The organism is Adhaeribacter sp. (assembly GCF_057359045.1).
On record NZ_JBMQUD010000124.1, the window covers coordinates 76083 to 101594 of the forward strand.

The 25512-nt window shown below is 43.2% G+C and carries 22 protein-coding genes and 1 riboswitch; of the genes, 10 read left to right on the forward strand and 12 right to left on the reverse strand.

Features of this window, described 5'->3' with window-relative positions; translation table 11 throughout:
* The first annotated feature begins 134 nt into the window (after positions 1 to 134).
* From ACO1R6_RS19220 to folB, 3 genes are read left to right on the forward strand one after another with little or no spacing between them, the layout of a single operon-like run.
* Positions 135 to 1103 carry a WD40 repeat domain-containing protein gene (locus tag ACO1R6_RS19220; protein WP_486266709.1) on the forward strand — a complete coding sequence of 323 codons (969 nt, stop codon included), beginning with the start codon at positions 135 to 137 and terminating at the stop codon, positions 1101 to 1103.
* Positions 1063 to 2097 carry a DivIVA domain-containing protein gene (locus tag ACO1R6_RS19225; protein ID WP_486266710.1) on the forward strand — a complete coding sequence of 345 codons (1035 nt, stop codon included), beginning with the start codon at positions 1063 to 1065 and terminating at the stop codon, positions 2095 to 2097. Before ACO1R6_RS19220 ends, ACO1R6_RS19225 begins: the two co-directional genes overlap by 41 nt.
* Positions 2098 to 2108: 11 nt before the next feature.
* Positions 2109 to 2465, forward strand: coding sequence for a dihydroneopterin aldolase (gene folB, locus ACO1R6_RS19230; protein WP_486266711.1), 357 nt, complete (start codon positions 2109 to 2111; stop codon positions 2463 to 2465).
* A 267-nt stretch (positions 2466 to 2732) separates the two neighbouring features.
* On the opposite strand, the gene ACO1R6_RS19235 is transcribed toward folB, so the two are convergent.
* The 5 genes from ACO1R6_RS19235 to ACO1R6_RS19255 form a co-directional block, all read right to left on the reverse strand.
* Positions 2733 to 3257: a hypothetical protein gene (locus tag ACO1R6_RS19235; protein ID WP_486266713.1), complete on the reverse strand. Its 525-nt coding sequence runs from the start codon at positions 3255 to 3257 to the stop codon at positions 2733 to 2735.
* A 442-nt stretch (positions 3258 to 3699) separates the two neighbouring features.
* Positions 3700 to 4320, reverse strand: a complete 621-nt coding sequence (locus ACO1R6_RS19240; protein ID WP_486266714.1) for a PH domain-containing protein — start codon at positions 4318 to 4320, stop codon at positions 3700 to 3702.
* 447 nt (positions 4321 to 4767) lie between these two features.
* Positions 4768 to 5748 carry a methylmalonyl Co-A mutase-associated GTPase MeaB gene (meaB, locus tag ACO1R6_RS19245; protein ID WP_486266715.1) on the reverse strand — a complete coding sequence of 327 codons (981 nt, stop codon included), beginning with the start codon at positions 5746 to 5748 and terminating at the stop codon, positions 4768 to 4770.
* 133 nt (positions 5749 to 5881) lie between these two features.
* Positions 5882 to 7018, reverse strand: a complete 1137-nt coding sequence (locus tag ACO1R6_RS19250; protein ID WP_486266717.1) for a hypothetical protein — start codon at positions 7016 to 7018, stop codon at positions 5882 to 5884.
* 205 nt (positions 7019 to 7223) lie between these two features.
* Positions 7224 to 9401 carry a TonB-dependent receptor plug domain-containing protein gene (locus ACO1R6_RS19255; protein WP_486266718.1) on the reverse strand — a complete coding sequence of 726 codons (2178 nt, stop codon included), beginning with the start codon at positions 9399 to 9401 and terminating at the stop codon, positions 7224 to 7226.
* 114 nt (positions 9402 to 9515) lie between these two features.
* Positions 9516 to 9721, reverse strand: a riboswitch (cobalamin riboswitch).
* A 316-nt stretch (positions 9722 to 10037) separates the two neighbouring features.
* Between ACO1R6_RS19255 and ACO1R6_RS19260 the strand changes: the two genes are divergently transcribed.
* Both ACO1R6_RS19260 and ACO1R6_RS19265 read left to right on the forward strand, forming a co-directional pair.
* Positions 10038 to 11186 carry a hypothetical protein gene (locus tag ACO1R6_RS19260; RefSeq protein ID WP_486266719.1) on the forward strand — a complete coding sequence of 383 codons (1149 nt, stop codon included), beginning with the start codon at positions 10038 to 10040 and terminating at the stop codon, positions 11184 to 11186.
* Positions 11187 to 11267: 81 nt separating this feature from the next.
* A complete protein-coding gene (locus ACO1R6_RS19265; RefSeq protein ID WP_486266720.1) occupies positions 11268 to 12398 on the forward strand; it encodes an SGNH/GDSL hydrolase family protein in 1131 nt (376 codons plus the stop codon).
* 542 nt (positions 12399 to 12940) lie between these two features.
* Here the strand turns inward: ACO1R6_RS19265 and ACO1R6_RS19270 are convergent.
* The 6 genes from ACO1R6_RS19270 to ACO1R6_RS19295 form a co-directional block, all read right to left on the reverse strand.
* On the reverse strand, positions 12941 to 13477 hold the full coding sequence (locus tag ACO1R6_RS19270; RefSeq protein ID WP_486266721.1) for a DUF4136 domain-containing protein: 537 nt from the start codon (positions 13475 to 13477) through the stop codon (positions 12941 to 12943).
* A 299-nt stretch (positions 13478 to 13776) separates the two neighbouring features.
* Positions 13777 to 14616, reverse strand: coding sequence for an alpha/beta fold macrolide esterase (gene mle / locus ACO1R6_RS19275; RefSeq protein ID WP_486266722.1), 840 nt, complete (start codon positions 14614 to 14616; stop codon positions 13777 to 13779).
* Positions 14617 to 14726: 110 nt separating this feature from the next.
* The gene (locus ACO1R6_RS19280) at positions 14727 to 15533 is read right to left on the reverse strand and encodes a helix-turn-helix domain-containing protein (RefSeq protein ID WP_486266723.1); all 807 of its coding nucleotides are present in this window, start codon (positions 15531 to 15533) and stop codon (positions 14727 to 14729) included.
* A 225-nt stretch (positions 15534 to 15758) separates the two neighbouring features.
* Complete coding sequence (locus ACO1R6_RS19285) at positions 15759 to 17186, reverse strand: carboxylesterase family protein (RefSeq protein ID WP_486266724.1); 1428 nt, start codon at positions 17184 to 17186, stop codon at positions 15759 to 15761.
* Between the two features lie 439 nt (positions 17187 to 17625).
* Positions 17626 to 18168, reverse strand: coding sequence for a dihydrofolate reductase family protein (locus tag ACO1R6_RS19290; RefSeq protein ID WP_486266725.1), 543 nt, complete (start codon positions 18166 to 18168; stop codon positions 17626 to 17628).
* Between the two features lie 80 nt (positions 18169 to 18248).
* Positions 18249 to 18506, reverse strand: coding sequence for a hypothetical protein (locus ACO1R6_RS19295; protein ID WP_486266726.1), 258 nt, complete (start codon positions 18504 to 18506; stop codon positions 18249 to 18251).
* 181 nt (positions 18507 to 18687) lie between these two features.
* On the opposite strand from ACO1R6_RS19295, the gene ACO1R6_RS19300 reads away from it, so the two are divergent.
* Entirely contained in the window at positions 18688 to 19245 is a 558-nt protein-coding gene (locus ACO1R6_RS19300) for a PhnA domain-containing protein (protein WP_486266727.1), read from the forward strand.
* Positions 19246 to 19529: 284 nt separating this feature from the next.
* On the opposite strand, the gene ACO1R6_RS19305 is transcribed toward ACO1R6_RS19300, so the two are convergent.
* Complete coding sequence (locus tag ACO1R6_RS19305) at positions 19530 to 20000, reverse strand: SRPBCC family protein (RefSeq protein ID WP_486266728.1); 471 nt, start codon at positions 19998 to 20000, stop codon at positions 19530 to 19532.
* A gap of 1005 nt (positions 20001 to 21005) precedes the next feature.
* Between ACO1R6_RS19305 and ACO1R6_RS19310 the strand changes: the two genes are divergently transcribed.
* The 4 genes from ACO1R6_RS19310 to ACO1R6_RS19325 all read left to right on the forward strand — a co-directional run bounded on the left by ACO1R6_RS19310 (position 21006) and on the right by ACO1R6_RS19325 (position 25508).
* Positions 21006 to 21578, forward strand: a complete 573-nt coding sequence (locus ACO1R6_RS19310; protein WP_486266729.1) for an ATP-binding protein — start codon at positions 21006 to 21008, stop codon at positions 21576 to 21578.
* A gap of 433 nt (positions 21579 to 22011) precedes the next feature.
* The gene (locus ACO1R6_RS19315; RefSeq protein WP_486266730.1) at positions 22012 to 23349 is read left to right on the forward strand and encodes a sigma-54-dependent transcriptional regulator; all 1338 of its coding nucleotides are present in this window, start codon (positions 22012 to 22014) and stop codon (positions 23347 to 23349) included.
* Between the two features lie 376 nt (positions 23350 to 23725).
* Complete coding sequence (locus tag ACO1R6_RS19320; protein ID WP_486266732.1) at positions 23726 to 25120, forward strand: ApeA N-terminal domain 1-containing protein; 1395 nt, start codon at positions 23726 to 23728, stop codon at positions 25118 to 25120.
* Between the two features lie 232 nt (positions 25121 to 25352).
* A complete protein-coding gene (locus tag ACO1R6_RS19325; protein WP_228466631.1) occupies positions 25353 to 25508 on the forward strand; it encodes a potassium-transporting ATPase subunit F in 156 nt (51 codons plus the stop codon).
* Positions 25509 to 25512 lie beyond the last annotated feature (4 nt).

Below are 25512 nucleotides of genomic sequence, written 5' to 3' on the forward strand. Positions count from 1 at the left end.
AAATAAGTTAGTTTGGGCTTAAACCTGTAATTTTATCCCGGAAAATAAATTTATTACTGCAGGGCAACCGGCTATTGTTTACCTGTTTAGGTAAGTTACAAGACCAGGCCCATTTATTACAGATTTACATTATTATGGCCAGTTTTATACAAGTTCAGAAAATTGCTACGCTCACCGGCCACCGCGACTGCGTTTATACCCTGGCACCCTCCGGACAGGAAAATATTTTTTATTCGTCGGGCGGCGACGGCATGGTGGTAGCCTGGGATTTAAATAATCCGGAGTTAGGCGAACTGGTAGCGCAGGTTAATACCTCGGTATACGCTTTAAAGTGGTTGCCAGAGCACCAGGTGTTGGTAGTAGGCCACAACCATAATGGTTTACAAATTATTGATGTTGTAGGTAAAAAAGTAACAAAAACAGTACCGCTGGCCGGTGGCGCTTTTTTTGATATGGCTTATTCGCCTAAACACAGCCTGCTTTATGTAGGTGCAGCCGATGGCAGTATTACCATGCTGAATACCCATGATTTTTCGGTAACAGGCCGGCAGTGGTACGCCGCCAAAAGCGTGCGGAGCATTGCAGTAAACGAAACCCGTAACGAACTGGCCGTAGGTTACTCCGATAATAACATCCGCATTCTGGATGCCGAAACGTTGGCCTTAAAATACGCCTGGGCTGCGCACGCCAATTCGGTATTTACGGTAGCCTATACCCCCTCCGGCGATTTTTTGCTGAGTGGCAGCCGCGATGCGCACCTTAAAATATGGCAACCCGCTACCGGTTACGATGAATATTCGTCGATTGTAGCCCACCTGTTTACCATTAACCACCTTACTTTTAGCCCCAACGGCCGTTATTTTGCCACCGCCAGTATGGATAAATCGGTGAAGATTTGGGATGCTCAAACGTTCCGTTTACTAAAGGTAATCGACCGGGCCCGGCACGCCGGCCACGGCACTTCGGTAAATAAATTATTTTGGCCGGCTCGGTTAAATTCGCTAGTTTCGTGTAGTGATGATCGTACTATTTCGGTTTGGGATTTAAAATTTAATTTGCGGTATGAAAATAACACCATTAGAAATCAGGCAGAAGACCTTTGAGAAAGCTTTCAGGGGATTAGATAAAGACGAAGTGAATGCTTTTTTGCTGACTTTATCGCAGCAGTGGGAAAAATTGCAGGATGAAAACAAGGAGTTACGCTTTAAATTAGAAGCAACCACGAAAGAAGTACAAAAAATGCGGGAGGTAGAGTCTACGTTGTACCGCACGCTTAAAACCGCCGAAGACACCGGCAACAGCCTGGTAGAACAAGCTACCAAAGAAGCTACTTTGCAAGTACGCGAAGCGCAGCTTAAATCAGAACAACTGTTAAACGATGCCCGCTTAAAAGCCCGCAATATTATAGAAGATGCTTACAGCCAGTCGGACAAAGCCGTAACCGAAATGCAGCAGGAAGTAAAAGCCCTGGAGCAAGAACACCAGCGCCTGGAAAGCTACCTAGACGGCTTGCTGCGCGATTTAAGCAACCTGGCTACCGATGCTTTAGAGAAAGTAGAAAAAAATAAAGCCAAACCAAGACCATCTCTTTCGAGTATACTGGCCCGGGCCGCCAATATTAAGGTTAAGCGCGAAGACCTGGAAAAAGTTTACCAGGATGTACCTTCGTCCGCAACATCCACTATAGCGGTCGAAACAGCTAAAAACGAGAAAGTAGCCATGAATATTTCCCGGGACATTAAAGCCGTGGGCGACCCTGTACAGCCTATTCAACCCATCCAGCCCATTCAGCCGGAAGTGCCCAGTACGCCTTACGAGCCGTACCAGCCTAGCCAGCCCGAAATACCGAGCCCGCAAACCCCGGTACCCGATGTACCGGCGCCCGATATTGAACGGCCCAGCCCGGATATTCCGGAAATACAACCCGACCGTGTAGAGCAACCCATTCCGGATGTGCAACCGGTTACCCCCGAAAAACCCGAAATTCAGCCGCCTACTACGCCGCACCCGGCTAACACGCAACCAGTAATGCCACGGCCGGCTTTGGTTAGAGAAAAGGCCACGGCTGGTGGTTCTTTCTTTGATGATTTTGAATAAACCAAAAGCACATGGGACGCATTGCGCTTGAAGGCATGGAGTTTTTTGCCTTTCACGGGTTTTACGACGAAGAACAGAAAATTGGAAATAAATACGGTGTAGATTTATATATCTACACCGATTTACATGCCGCTGCCGAAACCGACGATTTACACCAAACGGTAAATTACGAGGTGCTCTACCAGTTGGTGCTCGCAGAAATGTCTAAACCGGCCCGTTTGCTCGAACATTTAGGCCACCGCATCATTGATAATATTTACCACCGCTTTCCGCTGATAAAGGGGGTGAAAATTAACGTCTACAAATTTAATCCGCCCTTAGGTGGTATTTGCCGCCTGGCCAAAGTAACCCTGAAAGAAAAGCGTTGATTTAATTTGTAGCTTTTAGCTGTTGTATTATCTGTTAGCTGTACTTTAAATTGAGCTGGTTTAGGAATTTAGTCCAACCTATTATTAGCTACGCTTTCGATATTACAAATTAGTCTCAGCAGGCAGAGGATTTATATAGTATAGGAACAACTAATATTAATATAACAATTGTAAAGGCTATGAAATTTTATTAGGGTGACGCAATAGAGATGTTTATGATTTTTATTAACTATGTCAACGTTACTTGCAGTAAACCACTTTGGTGTGTTAGTTCCTATAAAAAGTTGGTTGTTGTGGCTTCGGGACTACTAAGTCCGTGCTCAAATTTGGTAACATACTTTTCATTGTCTTAATATCTTTACCCGAAGTATCTAAAAAGTACCAATTTTTGCCCTTATCAATTGAAATTGCAATCATAGTTGATTTGGTAACAAGTCGTCCATTAGGAACTTTCATTTCAATAGTTTGGGGGAGCGTGCATTGTAGTTCATTCTTTTCAGTTAAAATATTAGAAGGGTTTCCAAAGGAAACATTCATAAAGCCTGTACCCGCTGCTTCCATTTCTTTAGAGCCTCTCTCCATAGCTTCTATCATTTTCTGTTTGCCGCCTATCATTTTTATGACTGCGGGATAAGTGAATTTAGTGAACGAACTAAAGTCTTTTTTTAATAAAAGTTGTCCCATTACGTTTGCCTGTTCTTTGATTGTCTTAGAGTAATCCAAAGATTTTGTCTGAGCATTACAAGCATTGAAAAACAATAGTAGTATAATTAGTGTACCTAAATATTTCATCCTAATCTCTTTTATAATGATGTACAGCATTTAGTATGAAAATGAGTATGCTATAAAACCTTGTTTCTTTTTTCTTTAAGCCAACCCTGAACAATAAGTTTCAAACACGCCCGAAATTAAATCAGCTCACCACAGAGAAATTAGCGCTGTTGGAGTAAAGGGAATTTGTTTGTCGTTAACACATACATATAATTACTCAGCCCTACTAATTGAAAGATATCACTATAATCATCTTTCATAATTTATTTATTCTTCCAACGTGAGCTAACTTCAATACAAACACCAATATTACGTTTATATTTCCTGTATCAGCAAGTAGATTTCCAGAGGTAAGTTATAGCTAATCTTCAGCCAAAACTGCATTTATTTCGCCAGAGAGCCAGCAGATAGTGAATACCAACGGGGAGGATATGGTTTAAATTTACTAATTGTATAGGCCAGGTTAAGCCACCATTAAAGCCCGTTGGGGGGTAGATTCCATTAACTTCTCGCTGTAATACTGGGCCGTTCTAATCATGGTGCTATCGGTATGCAGCCGGTCTACCCTTAAGTTAAGAATGGTGCCGTTGTGCAGCGTAAGTTTAACCCGGGCTCTTTTAATATCTAAATCCTGAATTTCGTGCCAGGCGAAGCACTGCGTGTTAAAAAGATTTCCCCGCACCATAATGCCTTCATCGTCGATGGTTAATGCATAAACTTTTTGCAGGCTTTCTTCTATACTGCTGGTAAACATTAATAGCAAACCGGCGGTTAAAAAGGCAAGTTGCAGGTCGGTTATGCCGCTCCATAATTTGATTAGGCTGGCCACAACCAACATAAAACCAATCCGGCTAGATAGGTAAGCGGCTGTTTTGGGATGTTTGTAACGGCTTATTACTTGCTGCAGCATAAAGCCCAGTAGCGAAATACCCAGCAAGGTGTTCAGGCCAAACCAAAAGCTGGTAAGCGCTCCATCTAAAAATAAGAGATAAGCTTTCAACAGAAAACTAACTCCGGCCAACAGAAATAAAAAAGGCTCTACTTTAATTTTTGAGCGATGGAGGTAAACCTTTATATCCAGCATAAATAACAATATTTTACTAAATATAGATAGAGTTAAATATATAAACAAATAAAGAAATAGGAATTTTTTAAAATATATTATTTATTTTAATATAAATTTGTTTAGTCCTGTTTTTTATGCTTTGTACAAGTTTTTAATTGGGTTAAAAGCTCTTTTGGTAATGCCTAGTATTAATTCTAAAGGTGAATAATTTAGTGGTTTAAGTTTATATTAATATTAATATTTTAATAAATATTATACTGATTGTAAACTTTGATTAATTGTAATATAGCACCAGTGGGGCCAATTATTGAGGAAGTCTATAATTAGGTGCAGGTTTTTAGTTAAATGGCGAGTTGATAGGGGTAGTAATGGATTTATAATTGCCGCCTTTTATGTTAGAATTTCGTACCCCTCGCAATTATTTAGGTAAATCTTTGAGGTAAGCAGTTACGCTAATATTATTAATTACGGGGCTTTAAATAATTCGGCGGCGGCCTGAAACGGCGATAATAGGCCGCGTTTTACTTCGTCCTGAATTTGGGGTAAGCGGCTCTGTACAAACGGTTGGGCGTAAAACCGTTCTTCCAGGTAATTCCGGATAATGTCGTGCAGCCCTTGCAGGTTTTGTTCGGCGCGTTTTTGATTAAAATACCCGTTTTGCTGCGTTAGCGTAAGATAATGCTGGATATTTTCCCAAATAACATCGATGCCCGAACCTTGTAAGGCAGAACAGGTAGTTACGGGTGGCAAAAAGCCGGAGGCGGGTTTCGGAAATAAGTGCAAGGCTTGCCGGTATTCTGCCTGGGTTTGTTTAGCCCGGTTCAGGTTTTCGCCGTCGGCTTTGGTTATGGCTAAGCCATCGGCCATTTCCATAATGCCTTTTTTAATGCCCTGTAATTCGTCGCCGGCACCGGGTAGCAGCAGCAACAGAAAAAAATCGACGAGGCTATGCACCGCCGTTTCCGATTGCCCAACGCCTACTGTTTCTACCAGAATAACATTAAAGCCCGCGGCTTCGCACAAAATAATGGCTTCGCGGGTGTGGCGGGTTACGCCGCCTAAAGAATTGCCCGCCGGCGATGGTCGAATGTACGCATCGGGGTTGGTAGCCAGGGTAGCCATCCGGGTTTTATCGCCCAGAATACTGCCGCCGGTGCGCCGGCTGCTGGGGTCTACAGCTAAAACTGCTACTTTCTTCTGGTGGGTATTAATTAAATAATTACCAAACGCTTCAATTAAGGTACTTTTGCCTACGCCCGGAGAACCGGTTATCCCAACTCTTGCCGAGTTGCCGGTGTGAGGTAATAAGCGGTTGATTACGTTTTGGGCAAGTTCCTGGTCGGTGGTTAAGGTGCTTTCGGTTAACGTAATAGCCCGACTTAAAACTACCCGATCGCCGGCTAAAATGCGGTCTACATACTGATCAACGTAAAAGCGTTTTACCACGATATTATCCGGCTAAAATATGAACGGGCTAAAGGTAACCAGAAGCATAAATATTTTGCAAATTATTCAGGTAAACCATAACTACACCTGCCTTGGCCAAACTTACCAGAATCCCAGAAAGCTATTTTGGGAGTTACAGTTTTAAATTTGTAAAATAACTTTGTACAAAATTGGGTAAGCCTAATTTGCATTTCCGCTCGCCTAAAGATTGGCCCTGGTCTACGTAGCGGCACGACCACCCGCCGGCATTGGGTAAATGAATTACACCTAAATAGGTTTCGTCTTGGCGCGCCAGGTAAATTTTGCCATCGGGGGCCAGTTGCAAAGCCCCTATTTTATCGCTGGCCGAGGTAGCAATTAAAATGGCCGAACTGTTTACCGCCAGCTTGTTGCCGGCTTTTAAATTAAATTGCCAGAGCTGGGCATCTACGCCGGCTATGCCGTTGGTGGTACCGTATAATTTACTGCCGTCCGGCGAAAATTCCAGGCCGTACGCTTCCGGATAAGGCTCAATGGTAATTTTATTCGATAGTTTGCCGGTGGCATTATCAAAATCAAAAACCTCGAAACGGTTAAAATCGCGCCAAACAGCTACGCCAATTTTGCGGCCGTCCGGCGAGGCTTTCATGCAACCAATGGCGGCGCTGCCTTTGCCTTTGTATGTGGTACCAATATTGGTAATAACCGGATCGATGCTAACCCCTTTCTCAGAGACCAGGTAGGCCACAAAGGCATCTGAATTCCATTTATGCACAATTACCCAGTAGTCTTGGTTGTTCTGGTGCTTTACCGCAGTTATTTTTTCGGCAATCGGTGAAGTTTTAAAAATATTTTTATCCATCACATCGCCCAAACCGTTTTGCCGGTTCATATCTACCGAAGTGTACCGCAAGCCATACGCCTGGGATTGTAAGTCGGTGGTAAAAATATAGAAGAAGTTGCTGCTGCCGGGTTTAGGTACAATTATCGCCGATTGGGTAGAAGAGCGGTGCCCCATTAACTTATAGCCGTTGGGCATTAAGCGGTGGTTGCGGTTCCAGACGTTAATACCGTTGGTGTAAAACAGCAGGTTACCGTTTTCGTCGGCAATGGTGGCGCAGCCTTCGTCGGTGGTCATCATGCTGTTGGTAAGCGGTACCGGATTGCCATTGCTAAAATCCAGGCCGGCCCTTTGGCCGAAATACCAGATATTGGCTTGTTTTTGCGCCAGCGAACCCGTAATAAAAGAAAAGCAGCAACAGAATATTAAAAGATATTTTGTGTACCTCATTTTACAAATTTAAAAACCTCCCCGAAAAAATCAAGGTGCGGTGGCGGGTTTAAGTGCCAATGTGCCGTTGGTATTTTTAAATGCCGGTATTGGCAGATATACAGGAAGCCCAAAAGGCATCTAAGTACGGGGCAATATTTAGCCACAAAAAAAGCCAAAACCACGTGTAAAGGTAGTTTTGGCTTTTTATTTAGGCGTTTGGGTTTTACAAAGTATATCTCACATTTAAATAAATACCCCGGCCCCGGGTGGTATAGCCACTAATTTCGGAGTAGCGGTTGTTTAATAAATTTTCCAGGCGCAGGCCGGCCACTAAGTGTTGGGTTATGTTTAACCGGCCCGAAAGATCCAGCAAAGTATAATCAGCAATGCCTTTGGTGCCGGTAGCACCGTACGGGCCCAGGCTGCTGTCGTAAAAGCTATCGTTGCGTACGCCGGCGTAACGGGTATCCAGGCGCAAAGAAAATTTCTGCACGGGCAAATACGTCAGGCTTACGTTAGCCGTGTTGGGCCTTCTGACCAAACCTAATATTTCTACTTCCTGGTTTTTAATAAATACGCCGCTGTTGTACAGTTGTACCTGGTTGCCGCCGGTTTGGGCGTTGTTAATATCTTCTGGCTTAAACGTTAAGCGGCCGCTTACAATACTAATATTTCCTGCCACGCTAAATTTGGTGTTTAAATTGGTATTAATATCAAATTCAAAACCTTGGTTTACCTGGCGGCTTAAATTTAAAGGCCGGTCACCCCGAAAATCGGCGTAAGTAAGGGCTGTTGCCGGTTTATTGGGTGCCCAAAGATTTACAAACTCAATGCTGTTAGAAATGGTGGTTTTAAAATAAGACACCCCAAAAGTAATATTCTGCACGGTTTGCTTAACCCCAAACTCATACGATTCAGACGTTTCGGGTTTTAAATCAGGGTTGCCGCGGGTAATGCCCGAGGTGAAATTTTGATTAGGGGCAAATAAATGGAAAAGCGACGGTGCGTTGTAGCCGGTAGAAAGCGAAGCAAAAAGCAGCATGTTGCCGGTAAGCTTATAACTGGGATTAATTTCGTAGGTAGTAAAGCTGCCAAATTTGCTGTGGTTGTTGTAGCGGCTGCCCAGGGCCAAAGTAAAATTAGCTAGTTTCTCGTGGAGCAGGCCGCCATTTAATTCTACGTGCGCAAAAATATTGTGGGTAGTAGATTTTAAATGCAGGCTATCTAAATCCGAAATTGATTCGTAAACGCCAAAAGCAGAGTTAGAATAATAATAACTGCCAGAGTTCATGGTTTCGTGGTAACGGCCTACGCCCAGCACGGCATTAAACAAAGCTGTATTAAAAGTAGCTTGCAACTCGTGGGTGCCCATGCTGCCTTTACCAAAACTGCTCGAATAAGTACGGTCGCTGGTGCCGCTTTCATCTACAGCCGAGGAGTCGTCTGCTACTTCGCGGTGCATGGTAGAATACCCGCCAATGTAGCTTAATGTAAGCTTGGGGTTAAATTTGTAGCTGGCACCGTAGGTAAATAAATCGCGGTTAAAATCTAATACAGCGTTATCATCGTCGGTAAAAGCGCCTTTGTCCAGGTCGGTTTTAAAGTTGGTGTTTTTGTACGAACCATAAAGATCTATTTTATCGGTCCGGTAACCAATTTTGCCGGTTAAATCCAAACGGTTGTAATCGTCCTGGTCGCGTTTATAGTAGCCGGTTTTTGTTTTTACGGTGTCTACGGTAGCATCCAAGCCCTTAATATTCTGGTTGTTTACCTGGGCGTTGGCATAAAATCCGTTTTTAAAAGTATAATTTAAATCCAGGTTTTGGGCTAGGAGCGAGGTGCTTTTGCCAAACGTGCCGGCTTTTACTTCGGCCAACCCGTTAAAGCCGGGTTTGTTGTTTTTCTTGGTGATTATATTAATAACTCCGCCAATGGCCGAAGAACCATAAAGCGTACTATGCGAACCCCGCACAATTTCGACCCGCTCAATATTAGTTAAAGCCAGCTCCGATAAATCCAGCGCATTATTTACCGCCGATGGATCGGTTATCCGGATGCCATCTATTAAAATAACGGTTTGGTTACTGCCGGCGCCGCGCATAAAAATACTTTGGGTCATGCCCGGATTCTGACCCGTACCCACCACGTAAATACCTTCCTGCTGCGAGAGCAACTCGCCGATATTATTATAAACCGAGTTCTGGATTTGCTCCTGGGAAATAACCGTAACGCTCCGGCCAATTTCCGAAACGGGTTTGGGTGCCCGGGTGGCCGTTACCATTACTTCGCGTAATTGTTTGTTTTGCAAAGAATCGGCCTGCTGGGCAAAAGCTGGTACGCCGTAAAAGAATAAAGCACAGCCGGAAACCCAGCCGCAAAGGGTGTAAAAACCTTTTTTCATTTTTAATTAATAGGTTAAAAATTTAATTAAAAAATGCAAAGGCGTAAAAAGACGAAGGAGAATGTACTATCCGGAATGTACCTGCACCAGTCTTGCTTTTTACCCGAAAGCATTTAACTATAAGAGCAGATGGCAGGTCTCCTGGCTTTCTTCAGTTAGTTTAGCCTTCCCATTCTGGCGGGCAGAACAGTGGCATAAGCGAGAAACTAACCTTTTAAGAAGATTACAGTTGCGGGAACAGCCCAGGTATTACACCTGATTCCCTTTTAAGATTTACCTGGCGCTGGGCCCGGCAAATCACCAATCTGGCCGCAAAGGTAGAGAATGAAAATTACAGTACCAACAAATAAATAATTTGCCGCTTACCAGTTAGTATAACAAATTTACCAAATAAGTTAAAAGGGCGTTGTGGCAGCTAAAGAGAATATTTAGTTTAATTAAACCCGAATAAGAAAATTACTTTTCAGCCCCAAACCACATCAACTTATCCGGGCAAAATTTATTTTATTACTTTTAAGCCGGTATTAAAACATAATTCTAAATATTTATAGCTACAGCCAAACGGCCATTAACCGTTAGCCGCTTTTACCTGCCATGAAGTGCGTACCATTATTCAAGACTTGTTGGGTTTTTAGTTTGATTTTTTTATCTCCGGTTTTAGCTACTGCTCAAAAGCTCCATACCGATTTAAATAAAGCTTTGTTAGCCGCCAAACAGGGTGGCATTGTGTCGTTGCCCGGATTTTTGCAAAATACCCGCCCTTTTATAGCGTACCAGCAAGTTGTTTTACCCGGACCACAATACCTGATTTCGGATGACCCCGAATATATCCGGGTACCGGAGGCTGTTGCTTTTCGGGAGCCGGTGCAGCCCGGAGCGGTGCGGTTGTACGTGTACAATGTAAACGGGGTAAAAGAACCGCAATCGCTGGACCGCAAAATTACCGCCCTGATTAAAAATACTGGTAAAAGCCCCATGCACATCCGGATGCTGAAATATTCGTCGCAAAAGCCCAGTACCAATTATTATAAAATAGGCAAAGAGGGCTTAGCCGATTATTTTGCTTCGGTGCCGCAAGAAAAAATACGCACTGTAAAGCCGGGTGCCGCCCTGCCCATCGACGAGCAGTTAGAAAAAAATATTGTTAAATACGATGAGCTGGTTCACGGTTTTTATGAGTTTGTAATTGACCAGCCCGGCGAAATAAGCGTTATCCAGACCGATCCAAAAATTGCCGGTACCAAAGCCCTCACCCAAATTAAAAATATTTTGCCACCTAAAAGTCAGAGCGGCGCCGGTCGGGGCGTATTTGGTGTGAGCAATTACCAAATAATTACTGCAGGCGTTTACGATACCCAAAGCGGGCCTATAGAAATAAAAATAGCCGATGGTAAACAAGACCCCTGGGTGATAGGGCAGGAAAGCAGCCGCGGGCAGCAAGCCAAACTGGCCGGTAATTACGGGGTGCTGTACGAAATAGAAATGAAATGGAAAAGCTCCGATGGCAAAGGGCTGGCCCTGGTAACCTGGAACCCCCTGGCCGGTAATCAGTGGTGCGGCGCCATGGCCGCCAGTATGGTGGTAAGTGCCGGTAAATTTCCGGGTGGTATTGTGCAACTACCCAGCGACCACCTGGCCGTTAAACAATACCCCGAAGCCATTCTTGTTCAGGTGTTTCCGCCGGCGGCCAATGGCCAGGAGCAAACCATTCGGTTAACGTACTCACCGCCAGGGGCCTCTTGTTTGCCAACGCCGCTTATTTTTGTTCCGGTAGCTATGGAATAAAGCCTCGGCCCTAAATTAAATAAACCAGAATTAATTAAATCTAAATATTTTACGGCCCAATAATTAACCAAAACTGCTAACATGACCTCGTATTTAGTTAAAACCGGAAAAACTTTTCTCTGGCTGATTTTACTTTTAAGTTTTACGGCCGGTAAGCCTCCGCTGGTAAACCACCCTAATATTATCCCGGTAGCAGATGAGAAAACCGATTGGCATAATATTCAGAAATTAAAAATAAATGGCCAGGGCTGGACAGATTTAGAGCATCCTTACGATCGGTTGCCCGGTCGCATTAAAAACGAAGTGTCAACGGCGGTTTGGAATTTAAGCCATAATTCGGCGGGTATAAACGTGCGTTTTACTTCTAATAGCCAGAGCATCCGGGTTAAGTGGTACATCCGGTTCGATAAACATTTGCCCCACATGGCCGCTACGGGGGTAAAAGGAGTTGATTTGTACGTGAAAGGGGGCAAAGGCTGGCAATGGGCCGGCGTTGGCATGCCGTCAAAAAAGGTAAATGATGAGCTGCTGGTTTCTAATATGACGGCGGGCACCAAAGAATTTTTATTGTATTTACCGCTATACGATGGAGTTGATTCGGTGTTGGTGGGCGTAGATAAAGGCGCAACTTTTGACCCGGTACCGGCAGAAAACCAAAAGAAAATAGCTTTTTATGGTACGTCTATTACGCAGGGCGCTTGTGCTACCCGTGCCGGTATGGCTTACCCGTCTATTTTGGGCCGGAAACTAAACCGCGAAACCATTAATTTAGGCTTTTCCGGCAATGGCAAATTAGATTTACCCATTGCCCGGTTATTAGCCGAAGTAGATGCCAGTTTGTATGTGCTGGATTGCTTGCCCAATTTACAACCCGAAGATGTAACGCCTAAAACCGAAGCTTTTGTAAAAGAACTCCGCGCCCGCAAACCCCAAACCCCCATTTTGCTGGTAGAAAATATTCACTACGACCACGCCTGGATAGATACCCGGGTGGCAAAAATAGTGAAAGACAAAAATATTAATTTGCAAACGGCTTATAAAAACCTGAGAGCTGCCGGTATAAAAGATTTGTATTACCTTCAAAGTAAAAACCTGACCGGCGCTGACGGCGAGAATACCGTTGACGGGGTGCATTTAACCGATTTGGGCTTTAGCCGGTTAGCCGACGGCATGATTAAGGAAATTGTAAAGATCGAAAAGAAATATAAGTAAGCAGCACCCTAGCAAACAGGGCTTGCACCCTAAATAATATAATGCGACAAACGGCTCAACACTGTTATGCGGTAAAATATTGCCAGCAGTTAGCTGATAATATTTTTACTGAATTAGTGTGCTGAGTGGCGTTACTTTTAATATTTGAATGGGTAGGATAAAGCACAACTTAATTATTGTTTAGCCTTGCCTTCAAAAACAGCTAAATCGCCCTGGATGGTGGTGTCACCGCCCAGGAGTTAGACCAGAAATAAATTACGCTACACCAGCTCATATATTTTTATTTTCGGCGGGGGCATCCTTGCATGTGTCTCTTTATTGCCGGCCGCTGGCCGGCAAAATTCATTATCTTTTACTTACCGCATCGGCCAGAGGCCGGTAGATAGCATCACCGGCGGGATGCCGGCGATAGCAGCTATTATATAGAGTAGTTAATTATTTAGATAAGCTTAAAGCTATTCTGATCCTTAAGTATATTGACCTTTAAGGTATTAAAAGTTGCCTATTGGGCTTACCGGTATCAGGTACCGTTGCCAATAATATTATCTCAAATTCCCCAGCAATTTAGTCACTCCTTTTTCTACGGTTTTTTGCAGTTGGGCTTCTTTGCGGGGGATAATGGCTTCGGCTACGCCTTCCCAAACCATGGTATTTTTAGCGGCATCTACCAGGTCCACCGTAACGGTACCTTCGCGGTATCGGCCTACTTCTACTTCCCGGCTTTGCCAGGAGTAACGGCGTTGCCCAATGTATCGGGGCGCTTCCCGAATAGTTGTTTCGCGGGTTTGTACTTTCTCGGTAGTTACTACCCCAATATTCACGAGCAATTCCGGATTAGTAGGGGCCAGGGTTAATCCTTTGCTGGTTAACTCCTGCTGAATTGCATTTTTTAAAATATTAATACGGTTGCTATACGCTTGATCCGTTGATTCGGAATCGGATGTTATTTCGTAAAAGTTAAAGGTTTTGTAATTAGTTAAAGCAAAACCCGGACTAGCTTCCGATTTTTCTATTTTTACCGCCGGCGTGCACGCTGCCAAATACAAAAAGCAGAACAATAATATTTTAAGCTTTTCCATAGTTTACCTGTTTGTACTTTCTAAACGAGACCAAGTATAAAGTGTTTTCGTTGGGGTAAAAGCAGGTAGAATTGAGCGGGTTAACGAATAATGAATTAAAAGCCAACGTGTCAGTGCCCATCACAAGTTATTAGGCGATCCCTCCGGCAATAAGATAAAAAATCTTACTCCCATCGGCCAACGGTTAGGAGATAAACAGCACGAGCAGGGATGCGCGCAACCAATATTTCTGAGCTGATAAAAACGCTTTAACCAGAATATTGGCCGGCGATAGATTTTATATTAAGCCTTAAAGTAAGTTAAACAGCAATTTTTACCATCTCATCTATAATTATATCCCAATCCTGGTAGTGCAATTCGTGGCCTGCGCCGCTTAAGGTTACCAGCTTAGCGTTTGGGATAAATTGGTGCAAAGCCTGGCCGTGGGCATAAGGTAGTACGGGGTCTTCGGTGCCGTGAATTATTAAAGTGGGCGCGGCAATATGCCGGGCTTGCCCGTATAAGTGTTCGCCGCCTTTTAGTTGGGCGTGGTTAAACATGCTTAACAGGTTATTTGCGCGTTCTATTTCGGTTTGGGCCAGTTGCCGCGCTCTTTTTTCGTCGAAAGAATGCCGCGAACCATTTAACAAGCGCCAGCCGGCAACCAGGTAGTTCACCACAGCTGTTGAATCTTCCCAGTTTAGGGTGGCGGCCGAGGCATGATATTCCAGGATTTTAGAATCGATGGGCGGCAACTCGGGTAACTCGGCCCAAACGCTGGAGGCAATAAGGGTAAGGCTGCTTACCCGCTCTGGGTGCGTAATAGCTACCAATTGCGCCAGCATACCGCCCAACGACATACCTGCCAAATGCGCTTTCTCAATCTGGTAGGCAGCCATTATATTTAGTACATCGTTGGCCATATCCATAACCGTATAGGGCGGCTCGCCGGGCGGATAGCAAGTAGATTTGCCTACATCCCGGTGATCGAACCGGATTACATAAAAACCTTTACTTGCCAGCTTGTCGCAAAACGCACTATCCCACCAAACCATAGAGGCATTGGCGCCCATTATTAAAATAATTGCCGGATTGGCAGCTAACCCAAAACTTTCGGTACAGATAAATACTTCTTTGCTTTTAATAATTTTCTCGTTCATCTTTTGTTTACCCTTAATAACCCCAAGGCCCATACTACTTTACGGACTTATAAAATATTACAGGGCAAAGATAGGCGGCGGTTAAACGCCAAAATTGTAAGTATCCGACATTACCCGGATGTTCGGAACATAGAAAGGTCTGCGCGGAAATAGGCGCTGGGGTGCTGCCCTGAAAACTCCCGGAAATCTTTGATAAAATGCGACTGATCGTAATAGCCGCAGGCATACGCCACTTCGGTTAAAGATAAATTGCTGTTGAGGTAAGCCGATATGCTGTGCTCAAACCGGACAATCCGGGAAAATAATTTGGGGCTGAAGCCGGTATAATTTTTAAATTTTCTTTCGAACTGCCGCGTAGATAAAAAATTATCGGCCGCAAACTGCTCAATATTTATGAGTCCTTGCCGGTTAAGAATATAATGGATGGTATTTAGGGTGGGCGAGTAGCTAAGCGTTGATTGGACGAGTTGTTTTTCCAGGAAAGCCGTAATAATCTGTAGCCGTTCGGCGGTGCTTTTGGCCGTTAACATTTTTTCTTCCAGTTCTTGGCCAGGTTTGCCCAGCAAGTCGGTTAGCGAAATATGGTAGTTGGTTATGGCGCTGGCAGGAATGGAAAACAAAATAGGAATGGCCTGCGGAAAAAAATAAACGCCAAATATTCCGGCTTTCTGCTGGGTGCGCATCAGCCCCGCCTGGTTCGATTGGGCCTGAAAGCCGCAGGTAAAAGCTGCTTCGGGTAGAGTAGCCGGTTGCTGTAGGTGCATTACGCCTCTGTACTGAAAGGCCAGTTTCGGAAAAACGGAAGCCGTGTACGTGTGCTCATACGGATTGCTTTCGGTGAGGTCGGCTTCAAACACCCAAAAGAAACGGATTAAATGCCGGAGATTGGCATTGGGTTTAAGTAGCTGATAGTGCATGATGATTGACCAAAACTTCCGGTTTTCAAATACCTAAATCTAACTTATTTATCTTTCAAATACCCCGTTTGGTGCAGCGGTAAGATAAATTGCCGGTATAGCGCCAATGGCCCGAATTTATAAAGAATAAAGCGGAGCGCAAATTTTGGATATTTAGGCGCCGGTTAAATAAATACTTACCCCGTCTTTAAAAACGACGCTAGCTTGGTAATGTTGGTACTTTATTTAATCTCGTTGCTGGGCAAAAAGCCAATCGAGTACGCCGGGCGTTTTCGCGATGTGGGGCCAAACGTTATGACCTACGTTGGGGAACTCGGTGTAGCGCGGCTGGCCGCCTGCTTTTTGGATAGCCGCTACCATTTGGCGCGAGCCACTTACCGGCACGTTTCTGTCTACGCTGCCGTGAAAAGCCCACACCGGTACATCAACCATATTCGGGGCTAAATCGGGGTTGCCCGCGCCGCAAAACGGAATGGCGGCCGCAAACATTTTGGGGCGGGTGCCAATTAAATGCCACGACCCGTAACCACCGCCCGAACCACCGGCTACATAACGCCGGGTGGTATCTATCCTAAATTCTGCTTCCAGGGCTTTTATGGTTTGCATCACCAACGAATCGGCGGCCGGAATTTGGGGAATACCGCCCCAGCTTTGGCCAACCGGACATTGGGGCAAAAACAAAAAGGCCGGGTATTTTTTTCTGTTTTCGGGGGTAGCTAAAAATGGAGCCGGTTCCGGTACCTCCAGGTGCCGTTCGGCGGGTTGCACGCCCCAGGTACCACCGTGCAAACAAACAACCAACGGATATTTTTTTTCGGGCTGGTAATCCACAGGCTTCATCCATAAATAATGCAAGGTGTCGCCGTGGCTATTTACAAAGGTGCGGGCCTCATAAGCTTTGGCCAGTTGCCGGGCTTGTTCCGGGCCTTTTTTTCGCCAGTTCAAATTCCAGTAACTAGCATGGTATATATTTAATCCAAAATAAAAAACGGCCATTAAAGCTAGTATGCCGGCGGCACCCAGCCATAATTCCCAGGGGTCTTTCTGCGGCGGAAGGACTTTAGCAGCTTCTTGCCCGCTTAACCCTCTCCGGAAGTTCAGGATAAAAAACACCGGAATAAAAGTGCTGACCAATACAACCCACCGCGATAATTTATCGAGGGTAATAGCTAACGAAACATCGCGAACGAGCAGGCTACTAATAATAATGATAATTAAAGCAAAATTGGTAAAGAGCATAAGCACCCCGGCGGGCTTTAACCAGGGGCTTTTACCGGCTTGGGTAAAAACCAGGCTACCGGCAAATACAAGTGCTGCAACCAGAGCCAGCAAGGTAAAAAAGGCATTGTACGGGTATAATTCCCGGGCAACGGTTATTAAAATAACGTACATAAAAATAACCTGAGCCAGGTTAAAGAGGGCCGCCATTAACCCACTAGTAAAGGCCAGTTTAAATTTATGCGCGTGCAAATATTTTAGCAGGAAAAAAGTGCCGGCCAAGTTAACCAGATTGACGGCTAAAAACCAACTGCCAAACGATTGCAGGAAAATCATTTCGTTACCCACCCATAGATGAACAATGCTCTGGAATAAACCACAAAGCACCGCTAAACCAAAAAAGAATATGCCAAAAATATATGCGTTCTGATTCATAAATAGGGGAGTATGGGTTCGGCAATTAAATAATGGGCGGTGATAACACCACCCATGGCGCTTTAGCTGTTTTTGAAGTATACTAAACAGGTTCAGAAAAACGCTTAAGATTTAGCTCACATTTTCCTGTTTATTGGTATTTGTCCTTTTACCTAACTAGAGCAAAAGAAAAGAATAAATGAAAGAGCAGAAAGCTAACCAAGATAGTTAATAAACTTTTCATTTAAGCGTAAGTTTAAATTTAGTAGAATCAGTCAAAATCCGTCATTCCGGAAGAATCTTCTGATTAGGTAACGCATAAGATTCTTCCGGAATGACGGCGGTTAATGGGAGAAAGTAGCCATTTTATTCCGCTTTTTTAATCGTTTAATAAAATTTAAACAGGCTCTAATAACAGCGACATAAGGGGTATTCCCCTTTTGCCGCAGGGGAAAAGTTTTTAAACCGGCCTGTATATTAACTGAACCACCCCCGATTTAAATATTTTGGTATCCAGTAAATGGAGGTTAATTCGGTTTTTAATATCCTGGAACAAGGGTTTGCCCGCACCTAAAACAGTAGGGTGTACCGCCACTCTGTAAACATCAATTAAGCCCAACTGAATAAAAGTGGTAATGAGTTTGGCCCCGCCATAAAGCCAAATATCTTTGCCCGGGGTGTTTTTAATTTCTGCCACTTTTTGCGCTATATCCGCAGTAATATAAATCGCTTTATCATCATTGCCGGGCTGGCTGGAAAAAACAACTTTTTGTTTTGCGTGTACGTTGGCCCAGAGTTGCTTTTCCGTTTCGGTGGCGGTAGGTTCCGGCTGGTAATTTCCCCACATATCATAGCTTACCCGGCCGTAAAAAATGGTATCGATACCGGCCAGGAAACGATCTAATCCCATATCATCGTCCATAATACACCAATCAATTTCTCCGTTTGGTCCTTCAATAAAACCATCCAGGGTTACGGCCAGGTCTAATATTATTTTTCTCATGTTAGCTGTTGTTTTATCAGATTTGCGTAAGGTAAGCTGGTTAAAATATTAATAATATCGATATTAAATCGATAGTGCGCTTAATCCAGTGCTCTCGCCAGCGTCCCGCTGGTGAGGCTTTCTACCGGGCTCTGACCACTATTATTCTTAAAAAATAAGCAGCGGGCAAGTGTATAGCGGCCAGAGGCCAGGGAAATAAGACCCGGGTGAGGCGTGCCCGTGCCATATACCACTTGGTGCTTATTCTCTTTAAGCCCAGAACTGAAGAAATTATGGTATACATCCATAGCAGGAATTTGCAAAGTGCGGGTATGCGGCCTTTGCGGCTGTTTAGCCATTGGTTTATTATCGCTTGATAGATAAATAAATAACAGAGCCTTGGCCCGAAAGCCATTATTTTATAAATCCTTGGTTGGGCATTCGGTTTTGCCTTAAGCCGGCTTGTACTTAATATCTTTTGGCAAACTAATATAAATCTGTTTCCTTATTGGTACTTTTGGCAAAATTAAAAATATTTAAATGGCCATAAGTGAGAAACTAAATGAGCGTTGCCAGGGCGTGTGCGAACTATGCAACAGCCAGCCGGCGGTACATGAATATACGGTAAGCCCTAAAACAGAAGATGTTATTCAGAACCAGGTGGCTTTGTGCGATACTTGTGTGCAAGCCATTCCGGAAAGTAATAAAGCCGATTATTGGCGTTGCCTGGAAGGAAGCATCTGGAACCCGGAACCGAGTGTACAGGCATTAAGTTACAGATTGTTGTATGCTTATAAAGACCAGGCTTGGGCCAGTAACGTCATGAGCGCGGTCGACCTTGATGAAAATACTGTGCAGTGGGCCATGCATGCTTTTGCCGTAGCCGATGTGCATAAAGACGCTTTTGGTAATACGCTCGAAAACGGAGATAATGTTGTTTTAACCCAGGCCCTGAATGTAAAAGGTACCAATTTTACCGCATCTAAAGGCACCATTGTAAAACGCATCCGGTTAGTGCCGGGTAATTCCGAACAAATTGAAGGCAAAATAAACGAGCAAACCATTGTAATTCTAACCAAATACGTTAAAAAAGGCTAGGAAACGTATAAGTTAACGTAAGTTAGCTATAAGAAACCAAGTATAATACGCGAGTTATTCAGAAAGAATCTTCTGCTTAGAAAGTAATCAGGTAAAGCAAAGACATCTTTTTTAACCTGTGTTGCTCTTTATTCAGAAGTCTTTTCAAGCTGTTCGATACTTTTACTAATTTATCAGCCTGCCCCAAACTTATATAAATTAACCCGGACAGAACCAGCACAATCGACGACTAAAACTTTTAGCTTGGCATAGCGGTTCAGTAGGTGTGCTGCTGGCCAACGGTTTTAGTTTACCGCTGAAGCAATTTTAATTAATTCATTTTCTAGTCGGTCAAAATTTTCTTCGTTTTTGTCTACGGCAAATGCTTTTACCTTGCGGCATTCTTCGGCTGAGTTAAAAAGCATTTTAAAAACAATTTTAGTTTTGCCCTGGGTAACTTCTGCAAAGGTGGCTACTACCTGAAACAATGGTTTAGAAATACGTTGCCAGGCAATAAAGCTGGGTTTATCTATTTGTATAAATTCGCATTCGTTCTGATAATTGCCTTTGTCGGGGCCGTGCATTGTAAAACGCCATTTACCACCGGGCCGCAGGTCGAACTCGTGGAAAGTGTTCTTAAAGCCTGCGGGGCCCCACCAATTTTTTAAATGGTTTGGGTCGGTCCAGGCGGCAAACACCAGCTCTGGGGAGGCATTTACTATTCTGGAACTTACAATTTCGCAGTCGGGGGTTGTCGTGATGATTTCTGTGGCCATTTTTATAAAGTTTAAAATATACCAATCTGATTTTGTCTGGATACTTAGTAAAAGTTTAGGTTTACTCGAGCTGGCGCAAGTTTAGCGAAGCGTAACTTGCGCCTATTGATAATGGCTAGTTTTAGACTGGCAGAAAGTTAAAACTTACTTTTATAACAACACATCAGCTAAAAGCTAGCGCGATCAATCGTAAATTATTCTAAAATATTCCTTAACCGGACGGCTAAGGGGTTATCACTGCCCATCTTTTAGTTTTTTCCCCACTGCTTGCCGGTGAAAACACGCGGCAAGGGCCAATGTTAACGCCATTTGCAAAACACTAAACAGCTTTTCTATATAAATATCGCGTAAACCAAAGTAGCTGGTACTAACAAGGCGATAATTAATTTAAAAAAAAAATATCTTTCCTGTTTATCAAAAATAACCGGCAGCAATACGGTGGTAATAAATATAGCGGTTATGAACAGAAGGAAAAAGAACGTATAAGCAACCGCTTTGCCGTAACCAACGCTAGCCATTCCGGCGGAAATATATTTAGTTTGATAACTAAAGCAAAAGAGATGTAGCCCAAGCAGTACAAAAATGCAAAAGGCCGATAAAGCTATTGGGTGCTTTTTAAAAGTAGAAAGCATAAAGTCTGCTTCGTTTTGCGCTAGATTATTTTATGCCCGAAAAAGATATAGATAACCTCCTGAACCAGCTTTAAAACCAATCTGTTTTGCGCAATATTTAACCCAAACCAGGTGTGCTTACTGTTAAGCCTAAACTAAATATTAAATATGGATAAGCATTTAATTGCCCGCACAGGTAACAGTAAGCGATAGGTGAGGCGGTTGTTTGTTAAGTACACTTTACTGCTTTGTCGTTAATTTAATATTTTTGGTTATGTGCCGGTTTAATTTTAGATTTTTAAAAGCCCTGCCGGGCCAAAAAGGTTATCTTAGAATTTAATTCGGGTAGTTGTGCAATAGCTACCCGTGGTAAGCGCAGGCATAAATGTACCCCATGAAAGAAGACTTAAACACACGCAGCACCCAGTTGTTTGCGCTTGCCGGCGAAATACTTATCCTGACCGGTACGCCCGGGGCCGGCAAAACCACCACCGCGCAAGCCCTGGCCCAATTGCCCGGTTGCCCCAAAGTACACCTGCACGCCGACGACTTCTGGCATTTTATTAAACACGGGGCCATAGCGCCCTATTTACCCGAAGCGCACCAACAAAACGGCGTGGTTATGGATGTTCTTGCGCGGGCGGCCGAAGCCTATGCCCAGGGCGGCTATTTTGTTCTGCTCGACGGCATTATCGGGCCCTGGTTCTTGCCGCCGTTCCGGGCGCTTCAGGTGCCTTTGCATTACATCGTGCTGCGGCCGCCGCTGCCCGTTGCCATCCAGCGCTGCCAAAAACGGGGCGGCAATACCTTAACCGATCCTGAGCCAATCGCCGCCCTCCACCACCAACTCTCTCTGCTCGGCGACCTGGAACCGCACGTGCTCCAAACAGCCGGACAAAGCCCCACCGAAACCTTAACGGCGGTAATCGAGGCCATAAACAGCGGTGCCTTTCGCCTGCAGAGATAACCAAGCCCCAGGCGTTGCACCCGGTAAGCCATTTACTTTTTTTGTTTCCACCCGTTTTCAGCGTAACCCAATAATTTAAAAAACAACTACGCTTAAATAGTATACCCAAATAAAACGATCAATGCATATTCACTCACGCGCTCGCCAGCGTCCCGCTGGTGAAGATATCTGCCGGCCTCTGGCCGCTGGGGTAAGTATGTTCCCGCATAACTCGGCAGTTTTTAGTTAGCTTTTTGGCTAGCTTATGGCAATAACTAAATACCAGGGGTAGCAATAATAAAGCCCAGCGCTAATACCTAAAGCCAAAGAAATATAGCTGCAACAGCCAAAGCCGGCGCCAGAACTGGCGCGGTTTATAATTTAATCCGGCGAAAGAAAATACTTTTACCGCAGAGTAATTAATATTGCCAAACATATCTGCTTACTTGGGCCAATGGGAACCATCCTTATCATCGACGACGAAGACAAATTGCGCGGCTTGCTGGCCCGGATTTTAGAACTGGAAGGCTATAAAATTTTACAAGCGCGTACTGCCAAAGCCGGCTTAAAAGTGCTGGAAACAGAACCGGTGCAGGTAGTACTCAGCGATGTAAAGCTACCCGATATAAACGGCGTGGAGCTGACCGCGAAAATAAAACAAACGTACCCGCACATTGAAATAATTGTGCTCACGGCGTATGGCACCATTCCGGATGGCGTGCGGGCCATAAAAAACGGGGCTTTCGATTATATAACTAAAGGCGACGACAACGATAAAATAATACCGCTGGTAAGCCGGGCCCTGGAAAAAGCCTTATGGCAGCAACAAACGCAGCAAACCCAACCGCCCGGCGGGCAACAACACTATTTTAACAATATTATTGGCCACACGCCCGCTTTTCGGGAGGCCGTGGCCTTAGCCCAAAAAGTGGCGGCCACCGATACGGCCGTTTTGTTATTAGGCGAAACCGGTACCGGTAAAGAGGTTTTTGCCCAGGCCATTCATAACGAGAGCGCCCGCCGCCATAAAGCTTTTGTAGCCGTAAATTGCAGCGCCTTTGCCAAAGATTTATTAGAAAGCGAATTATTTGGTTACAAAGCCGGCGCTTTTACCGGGGCCGTAAAAAATAAAATTGGTTTGCTGGAAGAAGCCCACGAAGGCACTTTGTTTTTAGACGAAATGGGCGAAATGCCCCTCGATTTGCAGGCCAAATTATTACGCGTACTCGAAAACAACACATTCCTGAAAGTAGGAGATACCAAACCCACCACCGTAAACACCCGCATTATTGCCGCCACTAACCGCAACCTGCTCGCCGAGAGCGAAACCGGCCACTTCCGGCTCGATTTGTATTACCGCTTATCGGTTTTCCAGATTACCTTGCCGGCTTTGCGCGACCGCCCCAAAGATATTGATTTGCTGGCCCGCTATTTCCTGGAATATTTTGCCCGTAAAACAAATAAAAAAGTAACCAACATGCACGCCGGTTTCCTGGAGCCGCTCCACCAGCACCCCTGGAAAGGCAATATCCGGGAACTGAAAAACGTGCTGGAACGCGCCGTAATCCTGACGGACACCGATGAACTAACCGCCGACCAGTTGCCCCTCGAAATCAGATACGCTACCGCGCAACCAACCCAAACCGCCTTTGCCTTAGAAACCATCGAAAAGCAGCACATCCAGAAAGTACTGGCCTACACCCACAACAATAAAACCGAAACCGCCCGCCTCTTGAATATCGGCTTAACGACTTTGTATAGGAAAATTCAGGAGTATAAGTTGGGGGATTAGAAACGTTTTTAAGAAAAGTAAGAATGTTAAATACTATCACTCAGCTTGGAAGCTTTGTCAATTAGTTGTGATATGTACTTGAATAAATATTTTCTGACTTATGCACAAACTTATTAGATATACAGGAATGAGCGACTATTTTATTACAATCTTAATTGCTTTTTAAACATCTTTTTTACTTCTTAATGTTGGAGGCTGTTTAGTATTTCTGTTTCGAACAGAATCTAGCTCTATTTGGGTGTTATTACCACTAATGGAGCTAGATTCTGCCTGACTACTTGCTGGTGAAAAAACATATTAAGGGCAGCCGTTCTATCCATATAATAAAATTCTAAGCAGTTTCTTTGATAAACAGTTAAGTAACAGCACTTAAAAAATGACAGAAAGAATTGAATTTAAAGGTATTTGGTTTTTACCAAATAGAAGGGATGAGGAAATTGAAGGTAATTTAGTTTATGAGCCTGAAGGTAGAATTATACTTGATATAACTGGTGCTTTTGAAGATATTATTGATTCTTCTAGAAAGTTAGATATAATTTTAGGCTTTACTACTAAAGGAAAGAATATTACACTAGTTAATTGTAGTAGATTAACTAGTTCGATTGGTTTTCCAGGTATTGCAACTTCTATTTATATAGTGAGTTGCTTTTTTGAGGGATTACATTTTTTTAATTTACAAGATATTAAATTTTATAAACTAAAATCAAAAATATCAAAATTTGCAGAATGGATTAATATATATGGATTCGAGAAGCAAATAAATACAACTACTAAAGAGATAACAGCAAAATTTAATATACCAAACAATGTTGAATTTACTATTAATGAAGAATTAAAGGGAGAATTTACTTTTTCTTACAATACAAACTTGTCTCCAGGGCCAGATTTTTCAATTAATCAGATAACTGAATTTAATTTAATTTCTAAAGAAGAGAAAAGCTATTTGGAATTTTTTAAAAATTTAATTCATTTTAAATTGTTTGTAAGCCTTGGTATATTTAATGATGTGAATGTTATTGAAATGTTTTTTTTCTCAAAACTTCAAACTTCTGAATTAAGAAATGGAACAAAATACGAATTGCCAATAAAATTTTATTATTCTAATTCATCTTTTAATACAAAGATAAACAAGCTAAATGCTCATGACTTTTTGTTTAATTACAAGGATATTTCTGAAAATTTTGAATCTATCATACAAAAGTGGTTTCTTTTAAAAGAAACTGTTTCACCAGTTATGGATGTACTCTTTGAGACATTTTCAAACCAAACGCTACATTTAGAAAGCAGATTCTTACATATAGTTCAGGCACTTGAAATTTATCATAGGAGAGTAAAGGAAAATTCAGAAACTTTGAAAGTAGAATTTGATAAAGTATTAAATCCAATCCTTTTAAGATTAACTCAAGAACAGAAAGAATGGATTATTGAGAAACTTGAATATAGATATGAGCCTAATTTGAGAAAAAGATTATCTGAATTATTTAAAGAATTTAGGATAAAACCTTTATCTGAAATTGTAATATCAAAAGATGAAATTAAAAGCATAATTAATAAAACAACTATTACTAGAAACTATCTTACTCACTTTAATATTCATTTAAAAGAAAGGGCTTGTCACGGCGAAGAGCTGTTTCATTTATCTGAGAAATTAAAAGTTCTAATGATTATCGTTATCCTTAGTGAAACAGGATTTCAACCTAAAGAAATAGAAACCTTTTTTGCTAGAAATAGTTGGCGGTATTTTAATCATATTTTAAAAAGGCGTGATTAGTTTAATTTTAAATAAACCCCTCCCAGAACGACAAAACCCTTCCAAAACGGAAGGGTTTTCTTTTTCCCTGCAATCCCCTAAATATCAGCACAGCAAAATAATACACTGATATTCAATTCAATAAAAACAGCATAAAGGCCAATATTCCCCGCTGGCACAGCAATTGGCAAAGGAGGTTCATACTAAAATAAAAATTAGAATATGGACTTACTCTTAACCCCGCTTTTGCTTTTTGCCGGTCTGGCCTGTTTCGGGCTGTTTTTTAAAACCGTGTCTTATTTCGAGCACATTTAACCACGGCCCCATCATGATGACACTTTTGTTTTTCCTGGCTTTGGCCGTGTTTGGGTACCTGGTGTACGTGTTACTCCGGCCCGAAAAATTTTAACCTG

Excerpts from the sequence above, each read along its gene's own strand:
- ACO1R6_RS19220 (WP_486266709.1), top strand. The coding sequence starts at position 135 with ATGGCCAGTTTTATACAAGTTCAGAAAATTGCTACGCTCACCGGCCAC.
- ACO1R6_RS19255 (WP_486266718.1), bottom strand. The coding sequence starts at position 9,401 with ATGAAAAAAGGTTTTTACACCCTTTGCGGCTGGGTTTCCGGCTGTGCT.
- ACO1R6_RS19315 (WP_486266730.1), top strand. The coding sequence starts at position 22,012 with ATGGGAACCATCCTTATCATCGACGACGAAGACAAATTGCGCGGCTTG.
- ACO1R6_RS19240 (WP_486266714.1), bottom strand. The coding sequence starts at position 4,320 with ATGCTGGATATAAAGGTTTACCTCCATCGCTCAAAAATTAAAGTAGAG.
- ACO1R6_RS19310 (WP_486266729.1), top strand. The coding sequence starts at position 21,006 with ATGAAAGAAGACTTAAACACACGCAGCACCCAGTTGTTTGCGCTTGCC.
- ACO1R6_RS19320 (WP_486266732.1), top strand. The coding sequence starts at position 23,726 with ATGACAGAAAGAATTGAATTTAAAGGTATTTGGTTTTTACCAAATAGA.
- ACO1R6_RS19270 (WP_486266721.1), bottom strand. The coding sequence starts at position 13,477 with ATGGAAAAGCTTAAAATATTATTGTTCTGCTTTTTGTATTTGGCAGCG.
- ACO1R6_RS19225 (WP_486266710.1), top strand. The coding sequence starts at position 1,063 with ATGAAAATAACACCATTAGAAATCAGGCAGAAGACCTTTGAGAAAGCT.
- folB (WP_486266711.1), top strand. The coding sequence starts at position 2,109 with ATGGGACGCATTGCGCTTGAAGGCATGGAGTTTTTTGCCTTTCACGGG.
- ACO1R6_RS19280 (WP_486266723.1), bottom strand. The coding sequence starts at position 15,533 with ATGCACTATCAGCTACTTAAACCCAATGCCAATCTCCGGCATTTAATC.
- ACO1R6_RS19250 (WP_486266717.1), bottom strand. The coding sequence starts at position 7,018 with ATGAGGTACACAAAATATCTTTTAATATTCTGTTGCTGCTTTTCTTTT.
- ACO1R6_RS19290 (WP_486266725.1), bottom strand. The coding sequence starts at position 18,168 with ATGAGAAAAATAATATTAGACCTGGCCGTAACCCTGGATGGTTTTATT.
- ACO1R6_RS19285 (WP_486266724.1), bottom strand. The coding sequence starts at position 17,186 with ATGAATCAGAACGCATATATTTTTGGCATATTCTTTTTTGGTTTAGCG.
- ACO1R6_RS19295 (WP_486266726.1), bottom strand. The coding sequence starts at position 18,506 with ATGGCTAAACAGCCGCAAAGGCCGCATACCCGCACTTTGCAAATTCCT.
- ACO1R6_RS19235 (WP_486266713.1), bottom strand. The coding sequence starts at position 3,257 with ATGAAATATTTAGGTACACTAATTATACTACTATTGTTTTTCAATGCT.
- ACO1R6_RS19305 (WP_486266728.1), bottom strand. The coding sequence starts at position 20,000 with ATGGCCACAGAAATCATCACGACAACCCCCGACTGCGAAATTGTAAGT.
- ACO1R6_RS19265 (WP_486266720.1), top strand. The coding sequence starts at position 11,268 with ATGACCTCGTATTTAGTTAAAACCGGAAAAACTTTTCTCTGGCTGATT.
- ACO1R6_RS19300 (WP_486266727.1), top strand. The coding sequence starts at position 18,688 with ATGGCCATAAGTGAGAAACTAAATGAGCGTTGCCAGGGCGTGTGCGAA.
- mle (WP_486266722.1), bottom strand. The coding sequence starts at position 14,616 with ATGAACGAGAAAATTATTAAAAGCAAAGAAGTATTTATCTGTACCGAA.